Consider the following 13,298-nt stretch of genomic DNA (forward strand, 5'->3'; position numbering starts at 1 on the left):
GAATACTCAGGCGAGTTAGGGCCAAAGGCCGCGCGTTTCGTGGGCTTCGGCAATCCGTGAGAGCGCGACGATATACGCTGCGTCGCGCCACGTGACGTCGCGTGTCTCGAATTCTGTTTGGACATCCTGCCAGGCTGCCAGCATCTCTGTTTCCAGTTCATCGTTGACGCGTTCGAGCGACCACGCGCGGCGATTGATGTCTTGGAGCCACTCGAAGTAACTCACCGTCACACCGCCAGCGTTAGCCAGAATATCTGGAATGACCGGGATGTCTCGGTCGGCGAAGATCGCGCTCGCGGCGGTCGTCGTCGGTCCATTAGCGCCCTCGATGATGATGTCGGCAGCAACATCGTCGGCGTTGGCTTCCGTTAGGACGTTCCCGATTGCCGCTGGAATCACCACATCGACGTCCAGTTCGAGTAACTCGTCGTTGGTCACCGTTTCTGGTGCCTCGTGAGTCATCACCGCTTCTGGCTCCTCGTGATGCGAGGGAATCGAGTGTGTATCGAGGCCGTTTGCGTCGTAGATGCCGCCGTTGACGTCACTGACGGCGACGACGTTTGCACCCCAGCTGTCGAGTAATTTCGCTGCGTTCGACCCGACGCTCCCGAAGCCCTGGACGGCAATCGACGTTTCTTTGATGTCTTTGTCGTAATAGTCGATCGCTTCACGGGTGATGATCGCGACGCTCCGCCCTGGCGCTGCATCACGGCCTTTGCTCCCGCCAACGATCGGTGGTTTGCCGGTGACGACGCCGGGGATTGTTTCGCCTTCCTGCATGGAGTAGGCGTCCATCAACCACGCCATCGTTTGCGGGTCCGTCCCCATGTCGGGTGCGGGGATGTCCGTGGTCGGCCCGATAACCGAACGGATTTCGTCGGTGAATCGGCGTGTCAGCTGTTCTTTCTCGTCCTCGCTGAGGTCTTTCGGGTTGACGGCGATACCGCCTTTCGCGCCGCCGAAGGGGATGTCCATCACGGCGCATTTCCACGTCATCCACATGCCGAGGCCGACGCATTCCTCGCGGGTGACCTCGGGGTGATAGCGGAGGCCGCCCTTGAACGGGCCGCGGACGCTGTCGTGTTGCGCACGATACCCAGTGTAGACCTCTACGTCGCCGTTCTCGCGTTCGATTGGAACGGTGACTTCCTGGACTTTCTTGGGGTGTTTGAGTCGCTCGACGATGCTCGGGTCGATATCGAGGTGGTCGGCGGCGTGCTGGAGTTGGCGACGTGCGGTCTGCAGCGCCGACTCCGGTTCACTCGGCTCTTCGGCCGTCTCGTTGTCGTCGTGCTGGGTTTGTGTTGAGGCCATTATTCGATTGGTGTGCGTCGGTTTCGCATATCGCCAGCGCAGTCGGGGCACTGGCCAGGGTTGTCCTCCGCAAGCACGACGTTCCCGCACTCGAAGCACTCGTACGGTGATTCCTCGGTTGAATTCTGGTTGACGTCCCTCATGGATAGGTGAGCGTCCCGGCAGTGCGTTGCGGGATGCTCTACATACGGATAATGAGTGTATAAGGGAATATTCGATAGTTGAGTACCGAACCCCACGCCAGCCAGCGTGGTTTACTATTCAACCATTTTCGAAATCGGGGCGCGGAGGGAGCCCTATCGCGCGATTACACTGCTAGCGTCCGCTTCGAGAGTGATCAGTCCGCGTGTCGAGTGACCACCGGGGCGTGGTCGTCGATCAGCGCCGCGAAGAGTTTCCGCTGCACCGTTCGGATATGCTGGTAGAACGCCTGTGGGGAGATGTCCAGTGACTCCGCAACGGCTTCACCAGTCACCGTCCGCGGCGACTCGAAGAACCCACTGTAGTACGCCGTCTCCAAGACCTCCAGTTGCCTATCAGTCAGGCTATCCAGCACTGACGCGTAAAACCCGTGTTCGGACGCCTGTTCGCGCGTCTGCTTCGACGTGAGCTCAACGTCCTCGAAGCGCTGAGTGACGAACTTCGTGACGTTTCTGGCCTCAACACTCCCGGGGACGTCAATAACGAATGCTGTTCCCGCCTGCGAGGCCGTCGCGCTCTGCAGGACAGCACCGTGGTCGGCCAGTTCCGTCGCAAGGAACGGCTCGGCCAACCGGAGCCGCAACACGCCTCCAGTCTCACCACCACGAATCCGCTGGACGTCCTCGATCACGCGGAGGTCAGCCGCCACGTCGACGACTGCGTCAAGCGGCGCGTCCTCGACCGTGACGAACACGTAGTTCCCATTGGCAGTCTGCTGGACACCGCCCTCATAGGTAATCGTGCAGTCGGCAGCCTGCACCAATTGCGCGAGCACAAACGACGGATCAGCAACCGTGTACTCGACGCGAGTCATCGACGTGGTGAGCAACGCGCGCTTGCGCTCACTGGCGCTAATCGCGGAGGCAATCGTCTCACCGAGCTCCGCCAGCACTGTCTGAATCGTTTCATCGAAGGCGTCCGGCGTCTCCGCGTACACTGTCAGAACGCCATACGAGAGGTCGTTGTACACGAGCGGAATACTCAGCACGGACAGTAGGTCGCGTGCAATCGCGTCCTTGCGCCACGAAGCCGCCCGGAGATCAGCCGCGACGTTCGAAACATGCGTCACCTCACCAGTCGCCGCAGTCCGACCCGCCGGTTCAACAGCCTCAGCGGCAACCGGAAACGACTGCGTATCGAGATAGCCCTGATCAGTTCCAGCCCACGCTTGGGGAGTTACGGCGTCGTTCGTGCTATCGTGGGTGCCGATCCAGGCGAACTGGAAGCGGCCATCCGCAGTGAGGCGTTCACAGACCGTGTGGTCGATTTCCTCGCGGGTCTCCGACTGCACCAGCGCCTGGTCAATCTCGCGAATCGTCTCGTTAATTTGGTTGAGTGTCGTAAGTTGGTCGTTCTGTCGCTGGAGTTCACGGTCCTGCTCGCGAAGCTGGGACTCACGGTCGACGCGGTCCAGTGCTGCCTCCGCGGTCGCCGCCAGAAGGTCCGCAAGTTCCCGCGTCACATCGTCGAAGGCACAGACATCGGTCGATCCAGCGACGAACACGCCGTGGCTCCCGAGCGGAATGTACGCGACACTCCGGAGATCAGTCGCAGGATTGGCGAGGCGGTCGGCATCGTGGACATCATCGAAAAACCGGGGTTCGTTCTCGACGAAACTGTGAGTAGTGAGATCGCGGCCGTCCGCATGCACATCTGGGAGGGGGCCGTGGGCGTCCCGCATCGACTGGGAGTACGCAGTCGGCTGGAGGTGATTGTCATCCGCGTCGAAGAGGTAGACGGCACTCGCATCGAGGTCGAGAACGTCGGGAGTATCGTCGACAACGTGGTGGGCAATTTCGTGGTGTGTTTCGGCATACAGGAAGTCCCGCGCGGTCTCCTGAAGGGTTGCGAGTGCACGTTCGCGCTGCTTGCGCTTCGTGATGTCACGACAACTGTACAGCAGCGTGCCGTCCTGAATGGAGACTTCGCGAACGTTCACCAGCAGCGTGTGTTCGCGACCGGCTTTGTCCGTGGCCGTCGTTTCGATGTTCTTCAAGACGCCGTCGTCAGCGAGATCCTCGCGGTCAAACAGGTCGTCGCCGAGCAAGTCCTCAATCGTTCCCAGGTCTCGGATTTCCTCGGCGGTGTACCCGAAGATGAAATGGACGTTCGGGCAGACATACGTGTACTCGCCGTCCTCGTCGGTCATGAGGACGGTGTCAGTCATGTTGTTGAGCGTGACGCGGTGGAGTTGCTCGGATTGGCGGAGTTCCCGTTCGAGGTCCACACGCTCAGTGATATCGACGCTATCGACGATGATTGAGACGAGGTCGCCGCGTTCATCAGTAACCGGCTGGACGGAGAGTTCCAACACTTGCTCACCAGTCACACCATTCTGAGTGATGACAGCGTGCCCGAACTCACCGCGTTTTGCTGACTCAACAAGGCGACGAATGTCAGCGCTCGTTTGGCCCTCGTCAAGCCACCATGGCAGCGTCCAGAAGGGGTCGCCAACGACGTCGTCGGCGTCCACATCGATCATATCGCGAGCGGTTTGGTTGACGCGCGTGAGCGCGCCAGCAGGGTCAAGCACCCACGTTGCGGATCGAGTGTCGTGAAATGTGGCGTCGAACTGTCGTGCCCGTTCGCGCTGTGTCTTCGCCCGTTGGGCGTCCCGGAGCGCCTGCTCGGTTCGCTGCACGGCATCGGTTACAGTCTCGTCTAGTGAGTCAGTGACAGCGATGTAGTCGGTAACGCCCGCTTCAATCGCTGTACTAGCGATTGTTTCGCTGCCTTCGGCCGTCCCCAGAATAATCGGGAGTGTGGCGGTTGTCTCCCGGATGCTGCGAATGAAGTCAATCCCCGTTGTTTCGGGCAGGCGGTAGTCAGCCACGACGCAATTGATTGCCCTCTGTTGCAGCATCTCGTGGGCTGTTGCTGGCGAAACGTGATGAACAGTCGCGTCAGACTGTTCTTGGAGCGCATCAACGTAGGCCGTTAGCCACTCTGTGTCGCCAACAGCGACGATCACAGACGTATCGAGAATACTCCGTGATTTTGGGTTCATATGTGGAACACTCGGCCCCGATATCAGAACGCGATTCCATACGCGTAAGGGGTAGTATTATCAATTACTTACTGTAGATGCAAAACGCTCGTTGTTTATTGTTCAACCCTACGTCCCCCTCATCGTTGTAGATCAAAAGGCGATCGAGAGGTCCCCGACCCAGGATAGTTTGCGTTACGTCCGTGTCTCGCGGACGCCGTTCCGGTCCCGAGTCATGTCCTCGCAGTTCGGGCACACGCGAGGGTCTTCGACTGTGTCCGGCGTAAATCCGCGCACGTAGACATCCGTGACGTGGCTGCCACAGTTCTGGCACTCCGGCATACATGTAGCAGCCGCTTCCTCTTCCATAGGCTTTCTGACGACGTCGAAAGGATTAGGGGAACAAATATCTATCCGCCGAAATTTAAGTATGTCATTCACCGAATACTTCATGTCAGGAACCCACGACTCAAGTCGTGGTTTTCCGCCTCGAACTTCTATGAGATCGACGTAGAGGCCACTGAACGTCTCAACAGACGAGAAAATCAAACCTACTTCCAGCGGGGCCCGTACGTGCTCGCCCATTCCCAGACAAATTCGAACGCAAGCCAACATAATGCCCACACGCTAAACACACCAGCCACGAGTAGCACGCCGGCAAACGGTACAAATACTTGGGTGAGAACAACCAGTTCGGCGTAGAGAAGACCGCAGAGAAGCCCCGTCACAGCCAAGCCAGCGAGACTACAAGTGTAGTGTTCGATAGCGCTAACTGTTTCACTCGTGTTTGGGGCTGTTCGTGGCTGTCGACGACCACTCCCACCGTGTATTGTTACCAGTCCTCACACCTTGCTGGGGACTATGTACCCCACACGGAAATTCTTACCGGACAATCATTAACGTATTTTCGAGGGCACCGATCGAGAATCGGAATAATGCCCTAATTCTTGGAGGATAGCTGGAAAAACCTCCCAACTCTCGGGCAACCGCGCCGTGAGCGGCGCGAAGGATATCATCACGTACCTTCGCGTTATCCGTCAGCCTCAATCTTTCTTCGAGGAGGGATTTCCAACGGCCACGGCGAGTCGGGGGTCACCTCTTGAAAGCGGCCATGGGCCGCTTCGTTGTTTGGAGGACGTCAAGACAGTGTTCGGGTACCTCCGTCCGACAGTGGTTGACCAAATGACTCTTCTAGCTGCCTGTGAAAATGCGCGAATGACGCGGCCCGGAGTTGTCGTATAACCCAGATGGCTTAGAATGGGAGGCGTGCTTCGAATTGTTGGACGAGGTCTTGGATGGTGTCTTGGTTACGATAGCCGACTACGGAGAGGGAAACGACCATACCCACGAGGAGTAGTCCACTCGTTAGTTGGCCGTCTGCGAATTCACCGCCCGCAAAGACCGTGAGAACGTATGCTGGAAGACGCCCGATACTGATGACTGCGATGAACGTCCGGAGGCGCCACGTGGTGAGCCCAGCAAGAAAACAGATTACGTCATCCGGAAGGCCAGGAATGAGGACAAACGCGAGCAGCCCTGGAAGTCCAACTCGCGACACAAACCCATCAAACCTCGTTACCACGTCCTCGTGGAGCATCTCTTCGACGAGCGCTCGTCCGTATCGCTTCGCGAGACTGAACGCGACGGCACTCCCGATCAGGACGCCAGTAAGACTGTAGATGGTCCCCGGGATGGAGCCAAACAGATAGCCGGAGACTAGCGCCACAACTTGCCCGGGAATTGGCGCGACAACCACCTGGGCGGCCTGAACCACGACGAAGACGAGCGGCGCGAACACACCAAACTGGCCGATCCACGTCCGAAGTGCAACGACATCGAACACGAACGGCGCATATCGACGGATAGCTACATAGAGGGCGGCCAGGCTGGCAACACCCACAACGAGGATGAAGAGCGCGCGCCGTCGATCTTCACGCGAGGAGAAGACTCTCATATACGTTCGGCTAGCATCAGCTTCGCGTTAAAACCCGTTGTCCTGATCACAGTGAGTATTCACGAAGTTCCGAAGTGGCTCGACGTCTGCCGAATCGCTGAGTCGGTCGAGAGCATGCGTGGCCTCTCTGAAGTGTCGTGCGCCGTGCTGACGGAGTGCCGCCTCATCGAACCGTGGTGGCGCAATCGTCGGCACGGCACCGTCACTGTCTGCATTAAGGATTCGGCGGACGTGATATGCTGTACTGAATCCGCGTCCAAGCGTCGCAAAGTCCTCCTTCTGGGTGATATCCCTGCCTGCGAGCGTGATGCCGATGACCGCGGCGCCCTCACCAATACTGCCGACCGTGTCATCAAGGAATGAGTGATCGTCGGCTGATCGGACGTACCTCGCGTCGAATGCGTCCACGAGTGACTCGGAGACGGCGATGAGCGCCTGGAGAGCGTCTTCAAGGTGGTGGTTACCGGTTTTGGCGAGGGCTGTGTAGGCCGCCGAGTTGAGGTAGTCTCCTGCCAGCAGCGCGTTCGCTGGGTCTCCAGTCAGTGAATGGGCGCGGTTGTCGGCAAGTTGGATGAGCAGCTCGGTGCGCAGTCGGCAGTACCCGCGGAGCAACTCGATAGCTGCAGATGCGGGCAGTACTGCGTCGGCGGTCGGTTTGTCCGCAATTGCATCGTGTGTGAGACAAACCAGCTGTCCGTACCACCGGTCTGGACATGCATCCATGGTTGAAACCGCTGCCAGCGGGCACTCGTCAGTGCGCTCTAACGTAGCGTCAAGATATCGGTCGATTTTGGTACGGCGTTCCGCGATTGTTGTTGCTGGTGGCATGATCTGTTAATCGTCGGTTGCCGACACGTCGACAGCAGGGTTGTCGACGTCCACGTTCGATTCGGTGAGGTCAGCAGTACGCCACGTTCCCCGCTGGAACCACGCGTACGCGATAATGGCACCGGCAACGTTCGAGATAGCGAACGACAGCCAGATGCCGGTCTCGGCAAGCGGGCCGGAAGCTACCCACGCAACGGGGAACCGAATCACGCCGAGCGTCAGCACCGAAATCGCAGCGGCGGTAAGCGTCTTGCCGGCACCGCGGAAGCTCCCGGTGTACGCGCGCATGATGCCGATAAATCCGAAGGTGAGTGCGACATAGCGCAGGAACTGTGCGCCAGCCGAGACGACCTGTCCAGCGGCTGCTTGGTCTGCGCCGACGAACACTGAGACGATCGGTTCGGGGAACACGAAAACGATGACGCCGGCGACGCTAAGGATACCGAAAAGCACCTTCGCTGCGAGGGTTACAGCCTGTTCGGCGCGGTCGGGTTTGTCCGCGCCGATGTTCTGTCCAGTCATCGTCTCAACACCGCGCGCGACCGCGATGGCTGGGAGGAAAATGACCGAGAACACGCGCGTCCCGATACCGTATGCTGCGACGATCGGGTCGGAGAATGTCGCGACGATGAACAGGAGGAGATTCATCGAGAGCGCACGCCCAGTCCCCTCAATAGACGCGGGCACGCCGATACGAGCGAGGCGGCGCAGGTAGGCGAACTCCGGAACCATATCTCGCAGGTGGATTTCGACACCACGGCGTCCACGGAACATGATGGCCAGCCCGACGACGAGCGCGAGTGCTCGAGAGAAGACCGTGGCGACGGCGGCACCCTGGATCCCCATCTCGGGGAATGCCCACCAGCCGAAGATGAGGAACGGGTCGATGATGATGTTCAGAACTACTGACCCGAACATCACGAGCATCGGCGTAATCGTGTCGCCGTAGCCGCGCATTAGCGCGATGAACACGGCGAAGCCGAACATGAATGTCAGACCAAGTGCGACAACTTCCATGTAGCTCGATGCCAGGGGCAAGACGTCCGCGGATGCCCCAATCAAGGAGAGGAAGTTCCCGACGAAGAAGTAGCCGACACCACCTAACAGGATCGACGCGATCACGGCGAACGTCATCGTCTGTGAGGCGGCGAATTCGGCCTGTCGTTCCTCGCCAGCGCCGGTGTACTGGGCGACCAACACGCTGCCCGCAACGGAAATCCCCATCCCCAGCGAGATGAGCAGGAACACCATCGGGAACGCGAAACTGATAGCGGCGAGCGCGTCGGTGCTGTACTGGCCCAGCCAGAACGTGTCCGCGAGATTGTACGCCGTCTGGAAGAGGTTCGTCACGACAATCGGCATCGACAGGAAGAACAGTGGTTTCCCAATGCTCCCGGCGGTCAGATCGAACTCTTCGCGGCCTTTGAACAGCGAACTGATACTACTTCGAATGCTCATGCTGGCGGTGCCTCCGCTGGGTCGTTGGCGAGCAAGTAGGTTTGGATGTAATTGGTCATCGGGACGGAGAGGTGCTCAGGGGGATGATTGACGGTGACTTGGCGTGTATGCGCGCCTTTAATTGCCGTCGTGAGGAAGTCAGCTGCTGTCGACGGATCGACGTCGTCGTTGAACTCGCGGGCCTGGATACCCGCTTCAATAATCGCTTGTAATCGGTCGGAGAGATACGCGTCGAATTCGATGAGCTGTTCTTGAACGGAGTCGTCGTACGGTGCTTGTGCTTTTACCTCGAGTATCGCGGTCTGGAACGCCTGCTTTGCAGGTTCGGTTGGGTTCCACAGGAGGATGTCCAGCAGCGAGTGAAGGTGCTCGAGAGGTGTTTCGCCGCTGGCGGCGTCGATTTGAGCGGTGTACTGGTCATAGAGGTAGTCAAGGAATGCCGAAAAGAGGGCTTCTTTCGTTCCGTAGTGATAGTGAATCGTGGCTTTGCTTTTGGCTGATTCGGCAGCAATGTCCTGAATTGTAAGGTCGGCATAACCGTGTCGGCAGAGGGCGCGGTGAGTTGCCTTCAGAATGTCAGCCATCGGGTTGTCTTCCATCTCGGTTGATACAGTACTTACTAACCAGTTAGTCAAAAGGCTTTGGAATGGTTAGGTGTACACACACCGCGGTAACAGGTAATTCAACGAGACAAATTCCCAACCCGAAAAAGGAAATCTGACGAGAAGGTCAACAGCATTATCCCGGTAACGCCGAATATACGACGTAATGGCTGATTCGCCGAACCGCACCGCCGCTGATCCAAACGAGGAGATCATGCGTGCGACATACCGAGCTCTCCAAGAGCACGGCTACGCCGACTTAACGATCAAACGAATTGCCGAGGAATACGGCAAGTCGACAGCTGCCATCCACTACCACTACGACACGAAAGACGACTTACTCGCGGCCTTTCTAGACTACATCCTCGACCAGTTCCAGAATACTGTCCACGAAGTCGAAACTACCGATCCTGAACAGCGACTGGACCTACTGCTCGACAAACTACTCGTCGACGCACAGGATCACCTGGATCTATTAGTGGCGATACTAGAGATGCGGAGCCAAGCACCATACAAGGAAGCGTTCAGAGAACGCTTCCAGCAGAACGACGAGTACGTCCGCTACATGCTCAGCACCGTAATCGATCAGGGCATCCAAAACGGCGTATTCAACGATGTGGATGCCGAGCATGCCGCACGCGCGCTAATGACGATTGTCGACGGAGGCCGCACTAGGGCGGTCGTTTTCGATGAGGAAGCGTCGCTTGCAACGGCGCGACAGACCGCCGAAGAATACGTCACAGCTGTACTGGCAGTCGAGCAGAGCGGAGACGGCTAGGTGTACTTGTCCGGCCGTTCCGCCGGGCTCGCTGTTTCAGTGTGCGTGAGGTCTGCGGAACACCACTGGCAGAAATCCAAATCAAGGCCAAGTTCCTTCCCGCAGTGAGGGCAGTGCGTGAGTTCCCCATTTTGGTTCGGAGTAAACCGAGCCATCATATTCTGTGCGTGTGCCACGAAATAGGCGTCCACGACGCTCAGAGCCCCGACGACGAGGACTGGCGCGACCGACAGTAGGTCGATCGATTGCCCGCGCATGAATGCCTCAAGTGCTGCCGGGTCGACGAACAGGGTCGCCGCGCCGAATAGGGCTGTGATCCACCCAAATGCGCGCCACCAGCGTCGTAGGTACGCGTGCCCTAAGCCGATTGCAAGAACGTTGAGCAGGGCGGCGAGCCACGGTCGCTTTCCGGAGAGTGACTGGCTCATGTGGTTACTAATTAGTTAGTAAGTCATAAGTCTTCTTGACCAACCCGATTTGATTGGTGACGAGATGATGTGGCGCCATCTGGAATGCCGAATTGATGACGTTCTCCGCGCCGTGAACAGCGAGGCTTCCGCAAGCGTTGGGATATTCGCCGGTTTACGGGCGAACCTGTTCTTGAGGGGCGACTTGCCCCGTTGATTTATCGAACAGGCGCACCGCTGGCGGGGCCAGACAGCCGTTACACCTATCCCGTGAGGGACTCGGAGTTACCGTCGCTCGCATATTCTTCGCCGCGTTCAGGTCACTATTGGCGACCAACTCGCAGTTCTCACAAACGTACAACCCACGTTCAATACGGTTTGCATCCGCTTTCATCCCGCACTCACAGCACGTTATGCGGATAGAATCCCGAACCGACTTCTCCCGTAGAGGTTCATTCCCGTTCGAGATAGAGCGAGTACATGATGATGCCCAGGCCGATCGCCACTAGGACGCTGTTGATCAGGATTCCCATTTCCAGCGATACAGAGAGGATTTGATGGGCGATACCGGCGAGCAACGCGCCGAACGTGATAATGCCGAACCCGATCCCAAGCATCCGAAGCGAGGGTACCCCCGTGCGACGATAAGCCCGATACGCGATATACGTGATCCCGCTCCCTAGCAGTAAGATCACCGTTTTCACGACGACGATAGCCGTTCCCACCCACATCATAGTTCATCCCCCATCTTCGACCAGATATCCTCAAGCCGTTCGTCGGCATTCCGCGGCGGTCGTTCCACTGTCACCGAGAAGCCGTCGTCATCCATGGAAATCATCACGTCGTCAAAATCTCGCTCGTATGTCGTGGTTCGACCCCCGCCGGGGTTAATCGTATCCTGTTCATGGACCAGCGAGGCGTCGCTGAGGCGGTCCAGTTTCCGATACACCGTCGATTTGGGGATGTCACATACATCCATGAGTTCGTTCGCAGTCATGGGTTCAGCTGTTTCGCGAAGAATCGCTCGACAGTCGGCGTCGTCCAGCGCATCAAGGATATCCCGCAACGATGGCGAGTCCTCAGATGACGCTGAATCGCGCACCATTATCTGAACTTGGGACGTATCTGGGATATGCTATCCGGTTGATGTACCTAGCGGCGAGACGAGCAAGCCTGCGACTCTTCTCACCGCTCGATGTCTGTATCGCACTCAGCCTCAAGCAAGCGACGTCCGGCGTTGGTCAGATCATATCGTCCTCGACCGACTGGACGGATCAGCCCATGCCCGTGGAGTTGCGCACACGTTTGGTCGACCGTAATCGGGTGGCATTCCGCAGTGGTGGCGATGTCCATGACATCACGAGGTGACCCAGCGACGAAGCATGCGAGAATCTCCCGGTCGGTTACGCGACCGAGCGCCCGCAGTCCGTCCCGCCCTTGACTATCGGTCGCTACCTCTGCGTAGCCGGGTTGTCTTGGCTCGGTCATCATGCAGACTCCCCGTGTTCCGCGTAGACATCGAGCAACTCCTGATAGCGATTCCGGATCGTCATCAGGCTCACGTTGGCTGCGTTACTCACTGTCTTCTGTGTCAGTTGCTCGTTTGTAAGATGGGTTGCAGCATAGAGGGCGGCCGCTGCGAGACCTGCCGGGCTCTTGCCACTGTGTGCGTTCTGTGCTTTGGCGGTGGTGAGCAAATCGCGAGCCTGACGCGTTGCCTCGTCGCTCACATCGAGTGCGGACGCAAACTGCGGCACGTATTCTAACGGATCCGCCGGTTCAATTTCGAGGGCGAGTTCCCGGGAAACGTACCGATAGGCCCGCTGAATCCGGAGCTCTTCGACGCGGCTGACTTCAGCGAATGCGGCCAGCTGCCGTGGCGTTCCGTGTTGTCTGGCTGCGGCGTACAGGGCAGCTGTTGCCATGCTCTCAATTGACCGGCCCGGGAGGAGATTTTCGTCGACCGCTCGGCGGTAGATCGCCCCTGCTGTCTCTCGAACTGGGTCTGAAATATCGATAGCAGATCCCATCCGATTGATCTCGCCAAGTGCTTGTTTGAGATTCCGCTCGTGGGCGTCTTTCGTTCGGAATCGTTCGTCCCACCTCCGTAGCCGCTGTAGGCGCGCTCGTTTCCGATCGGAGACCGATTGCCCATACGCATCCGTGTCTTTCCTGCTAATTGTTGTGCTGAGCCCCTTGTCGTGCATGAGTTCCGTGGTCGGCGCACCGACGCGACTTTTTTCGTCCCGTTCGTCGCTGTTGAACGCTCGCCACTCGGGTCCTCGATCGATTGACTCTTCGTTGAGGACTAGCCCGCAGTCTTCGCAGGTCGTTTCCCCGTGCTCATCGTCGCGAACGATCTGGCCGTCGCACTCCGGACACGACGACTGTAACCGGGACTTGGCGGTCGAATGCTGTTCGTCAGTGTCCGCTTCCCGAATGTCGAGTGATGTGTTGGACATACGTGCTGGACCTTGAATTTCTGCTCTCGGTGCATCCGAGTGGTTCTCGCTAGCATACTGTGGGTGGCCATCCGAAGAGCACGATGCGGGTTCCCAAGATCTGGGAATCCGCCAATCTGGGTTTGCGAGTGCCGAATACATGGAAGTAGAGCGACCGAGCGCCCTCGACTCGAGAAGCATGACCCAAGTAGATTCGATCTTGACGCGGATTCAGGAACGTGTCCGGGCTTCTCCAGCCTCATACGTCCATCTATCGGCCATCACCGCTCACATAGAATTTGCAATCCATCCCTCAAATCAGGGCGCAA

At 58.2% G+C, this 13,298-nt stretch carries 14 protein-coding genes; 1 reads left to right on the top strand and 13 read right to left on the bottom strand.

Annotated features, from left to right (window positions below):
* Nucleotides 1-15: 15 nt before the first annotated feature.
* From gdhB to P0Y33_RS17235, 8 genes are all read right to left on the bottom strand, one after another.
* Nucleotides 16-1,314 (bottom strand): glutamate dehydrogenase GdhB, encoded by a 1,299-nt coding sequence (gdhB, locus tag P0Y33_RS17200; protein ID WP_279530283.1) that lies wholly within the window; start codon nucleotides 1,312-1,314, stop codon nucleotides 16-18.
* Nucleotides 1,314-1,457, bottom strand: a complete 144-nt coding sequence (locus P0Y33_RS17205) for a rubrerythrin-like domain-containing protein (protein ID WP_157575705.1) — start codon at nucleotides 1,455-1,457, stop codon at nucleotides 1,314-1,316. The genes gdhB and P0Y33_RS17205 overlap by 1 nt, the downstream gene beginning before the upstream one ends.
* A gap of 194 nt (nucleotides 1,458-1,651) precedes the next feature.
* Nucleotides 1,652-4,522 carry a bacterio-opsin activator domain-containing protein gene (locus tag P0Y33_RS17210; RefSeq protein WP_230890658.1) on the bottom strand — a complete coding sequence of 957 codons (2,871 nt, stop codon included), beginning with the start codon at nucleotides 4,520-4,522 and terminating at the stop codon, nucleotides 1,652-1,654.
* 174 nt (nucleotides 4,523-4,696) lie between these two features.
* Nucleotides 4,697-4,843, bottom strand: a complete 147-nt coding sequence (locus P0Y33_RS17215) for a DUF7563 family protein (protein ID WP_230890657.1) — start codon at nucleotides 4,841-4,843, stop codon at nucleotides 4,697-4,699.
* Nucleotides 4,844-5,753: 910 nt separating this feature from the next.
* Nucleotides 5,754-6,455 carry a TVP38/TMEM64 family protein gene (locus P0Y33_RS17220; RefSeq protein ID WP_279530284.1) on the bottom strand — a complete coding sequence of 234 codons (702 nt, stop codon included), beginning with the start codon at nucleotides 6,453-6,455 and terminating at the stop codon, nucleotides 5,754-5,756.
* 27 nt (nucleotides 6,456-6,482) lie between these two features.
* Nucleotides 6,483-7,283: a polyprenyl synthetase family protein gene (locus P0Y33_RS17225; RefSeq protein ID WP_279530285.1), complete on the bottom strand. Its 801-nt coding sequence runs from the start codon at nucleotides 7,281-7,283 to the stop codon at nucleotides 6,483-6,485.
* Nucleotides 7,284-7,289: 6 nt separating this feature from the next.
* Nucleotides 7,290-8,741, bottom strand: coding sequence for an MATE family efflux transporter (locus P0Y33_RS17230; RefSeq protein WP_279530286.1), 1,452 nt, complete (start codon nucleotides 8,739-8,741; stop codon nucleotides 7,290-7,292).
* Nucleotides 8,738-9,325 carry a TetR/AcrR family transcriptional regulator gene (locus tag P0Y33_RS17235; RefSeq protein ID WP_321170517.1) on the bottom strand — a complete coding sequence of 196 codons (588 nt, stop codon included), beginning with the start codon at nucleotides 9,323-9,325 and terminating at the stop codon, nucleotides 8,738-8,740. Before P0Y33_RS17235 ends, P0Y33_RS17230 begins: the two co-directional genes overlap by 4 nt.
* Nucleotides 9,326-9,509: 184 nt before the next feature.
* Between P0Y33_RS17235 and P0Y33_RS17240 the strand changes: the two genes are divergently transcribed.
* On the top strand, nucleotides 9,510-10,121 hold the full coding sequence (locus P0Y33_RS17240; protein WP_230892455.1) for a TetR/AcrR family transcriptional regulator: 612 nt from the start codon (nucleotides 9,510-9,512) through the stop codon (nucleotides 10,119-10,121).
* Here P0Y33_RS17240 and P0Y33_RS17245 read toward each other — a convergent pair.
* From P0Y33_RS17245 to P0Y33_RS17265, 5 genes are all read right to left on the bottom strand, one after another.
* Nucleotides 10,118-10,549 (bottom strand): DUF7575 domain-containing protein, encoded by a 432-nt coding sequence (locus P0Y33_RS17245; protein WP_230892456.1) that lies wholly within the window; start codon nucleotides 10,547-10,549, stop codon nucleotides 10,118-10,120. The genes P0Y33_RS17240 and P0Y33_RS17245 overlap by 4 nt on opposite strands.
* 154 nt (nucleotides 10,550-10,703) lie before the next feature.
* Nucleotides 10,704-10,997 carry a zinc ribbon domain-containing protein gene (locus P0Y33_RS17250; protein ID WP_382215717.1) on the bottom strand — a complete coding sequence of 98 codons (294 nt, stop codon included), beginning with the start codon at nucleotides 10,995-10,997 and terminating at the stop codon, nucleotides 10,704-10,706.
* The gene (locus P0Y33_RS17255) at nucleotides 10,981-11,262 is read right to left on the bottom strand and encodes a DUF7521 family protein (RefSeq protein ID WP_230890650.1); all 282 of its coding nucleotides are present in this window, start codon (nucleotides 11,260-11,262) and stop codon (nucleotides 10,981-10,983) included. The genes P0Y33_RS17250 and P0Y33_RS17255 overlap by 17 nt, the downstream gene beginning before the upstream one ends.
* Nucleotides 11,259-11,633, bottom strand: coding sequence for a winged helix-turn-helix domain-containing protein (locus tag P0Y33_RS17260; protein ID WP_279530288.1), 375 nt, complete (start codon nucleotides 11,631-11,633; stop codon nucleotides 11,259-11,261). Before P0Y33_RS17260 ends, P0Y33_RS17255 begins: the two co-directional genes overlap by 4 nt.
* A gap of 382 nt (nucleotides 11,634-12,015) precedes the next feature.
* Nucleotides 12,016-12,990, bottom strand: coding sequence for a transcription initiation factor IIB (locus tag P0Y33_RS17265; RefSeq protein WP_230892548.1), 975 nt, complete (start codon nucleotides 12,988-12,990; stop codon nucleotides 12,016-12,018).
* Nucleotides 12,991-13,298 lie beyond the last annotated feature (308 nt).

Origin of the sequence: Halospeciosus flavus (genome assembly GCF_029814175.1) — an archaeon.
Taxonomy (GTDB): Archaea; Halobacteriota; Halobacteria; order Halobacteriales; family Halobacteriaceae; genus Halospeciosus; species Halospeciosus flavus.

What these genes read in the sequence shown, in the direction of transcription:
- P0Y33_RS17230 (WP_279530286.1), bottom strand. Translation starts at nt 8,741, where the DNA reads ATGAGCATTCGAAGTAGTATCAGTTCGCTGTTCAAAGGCCGCGAAGAG.
- P0Y33_RS17220 (WP_279530284.1), bottom strand. Translation starts at nt 6,455, where the DNA reads ATGAGAGTCTTCTCCTCGCGTGAAGATCGACGGCGCGCGCTCTTCATC.
- P0Y33_RS17245 (WP_230892456.1), bottom strand. Translation starts at nt 10,549, where the DNA reads ATGAGCCAGTCACTCTCCGGAAAGCGACCGTGGCTCGCCGCCCTGCTC.
- P0Y33_RS17235 (WP_321170517.1), bottom strand. Translation starts at nt 9,325, where the DNA reads ATGGCTGACATTCTGAAGGCAACTCACCGCGCCCTCTGCCGACACGGT.
- P0Y33_RS17205 (WP_157575705.1), bottom strand. Translation starts at nt 1,457, where the DNA reads ATGAGGGACGTCAACCAGAATTCAACCGAGGAATCACCGTACGAGTGC.
- P0Y33_RS17260 (WP_279530288.1), bottom strand. Translation starts at nt 11,633, where the DNA reads ATGGTGCGCGATTCAGCGTCATCTGAGGACTCGCCATCGTTGCGGGAT.
- P0Y33_RS17225 (WP_279530285.1), bottom strand. Translation starts at nt 7,283, where the DNA reads ATGCCACCAGCAACAACAATCGCGGAACGCCGTACCAAAATCGACCGA.
- gdhB (WP_279530283.1), bottom strand. Translation starts at nt 1,314, where the DNA reads ATGGCCTCAACACAAACCCAGCACGACGACAACGAGACGGCCGAAGAG.
- P0Y33_RS17215 (WP_230890657.1), bottom strand. Translation starts at nt 4,843, where the DNA reads ATGCCGGAGTGCCAGAACTGTGGCAGCCACGTCACGGATGTCTACGTG.
- P0Y33_RS17255 (WP_230890650.1), bottom strand. Translation starts at nt 11,262, where the DNA reads ATGATGTGGGTGGGAACGGCTATCGTCGTCGTGAAAACGGTGATCTTA.
- P0Y33_RS17265 (WP_230892548.1), bottom strand. Translation starts at nt 12,990, where the DNA reads ATGTCCAACACATCACTCGACATTCGGGAAGCGGACACTGACGAACAG.
- P0Y33_RS17210 (WP_230890658.1), bottom strand. Translation starts at nt 4,522, where the DNA reads ATGAACCCAAAATCACGGAGTATTCTCGATACGTCTGTGATCGTCGCT.
- P0Y33_RS17240 (WP_230892455.1), top strand. Translation starts at nt 9,510, where the DNA reads ATGGCTGATTCGCCGAACCGCACCGCCGCTGATCCAAACGAGGAGATC.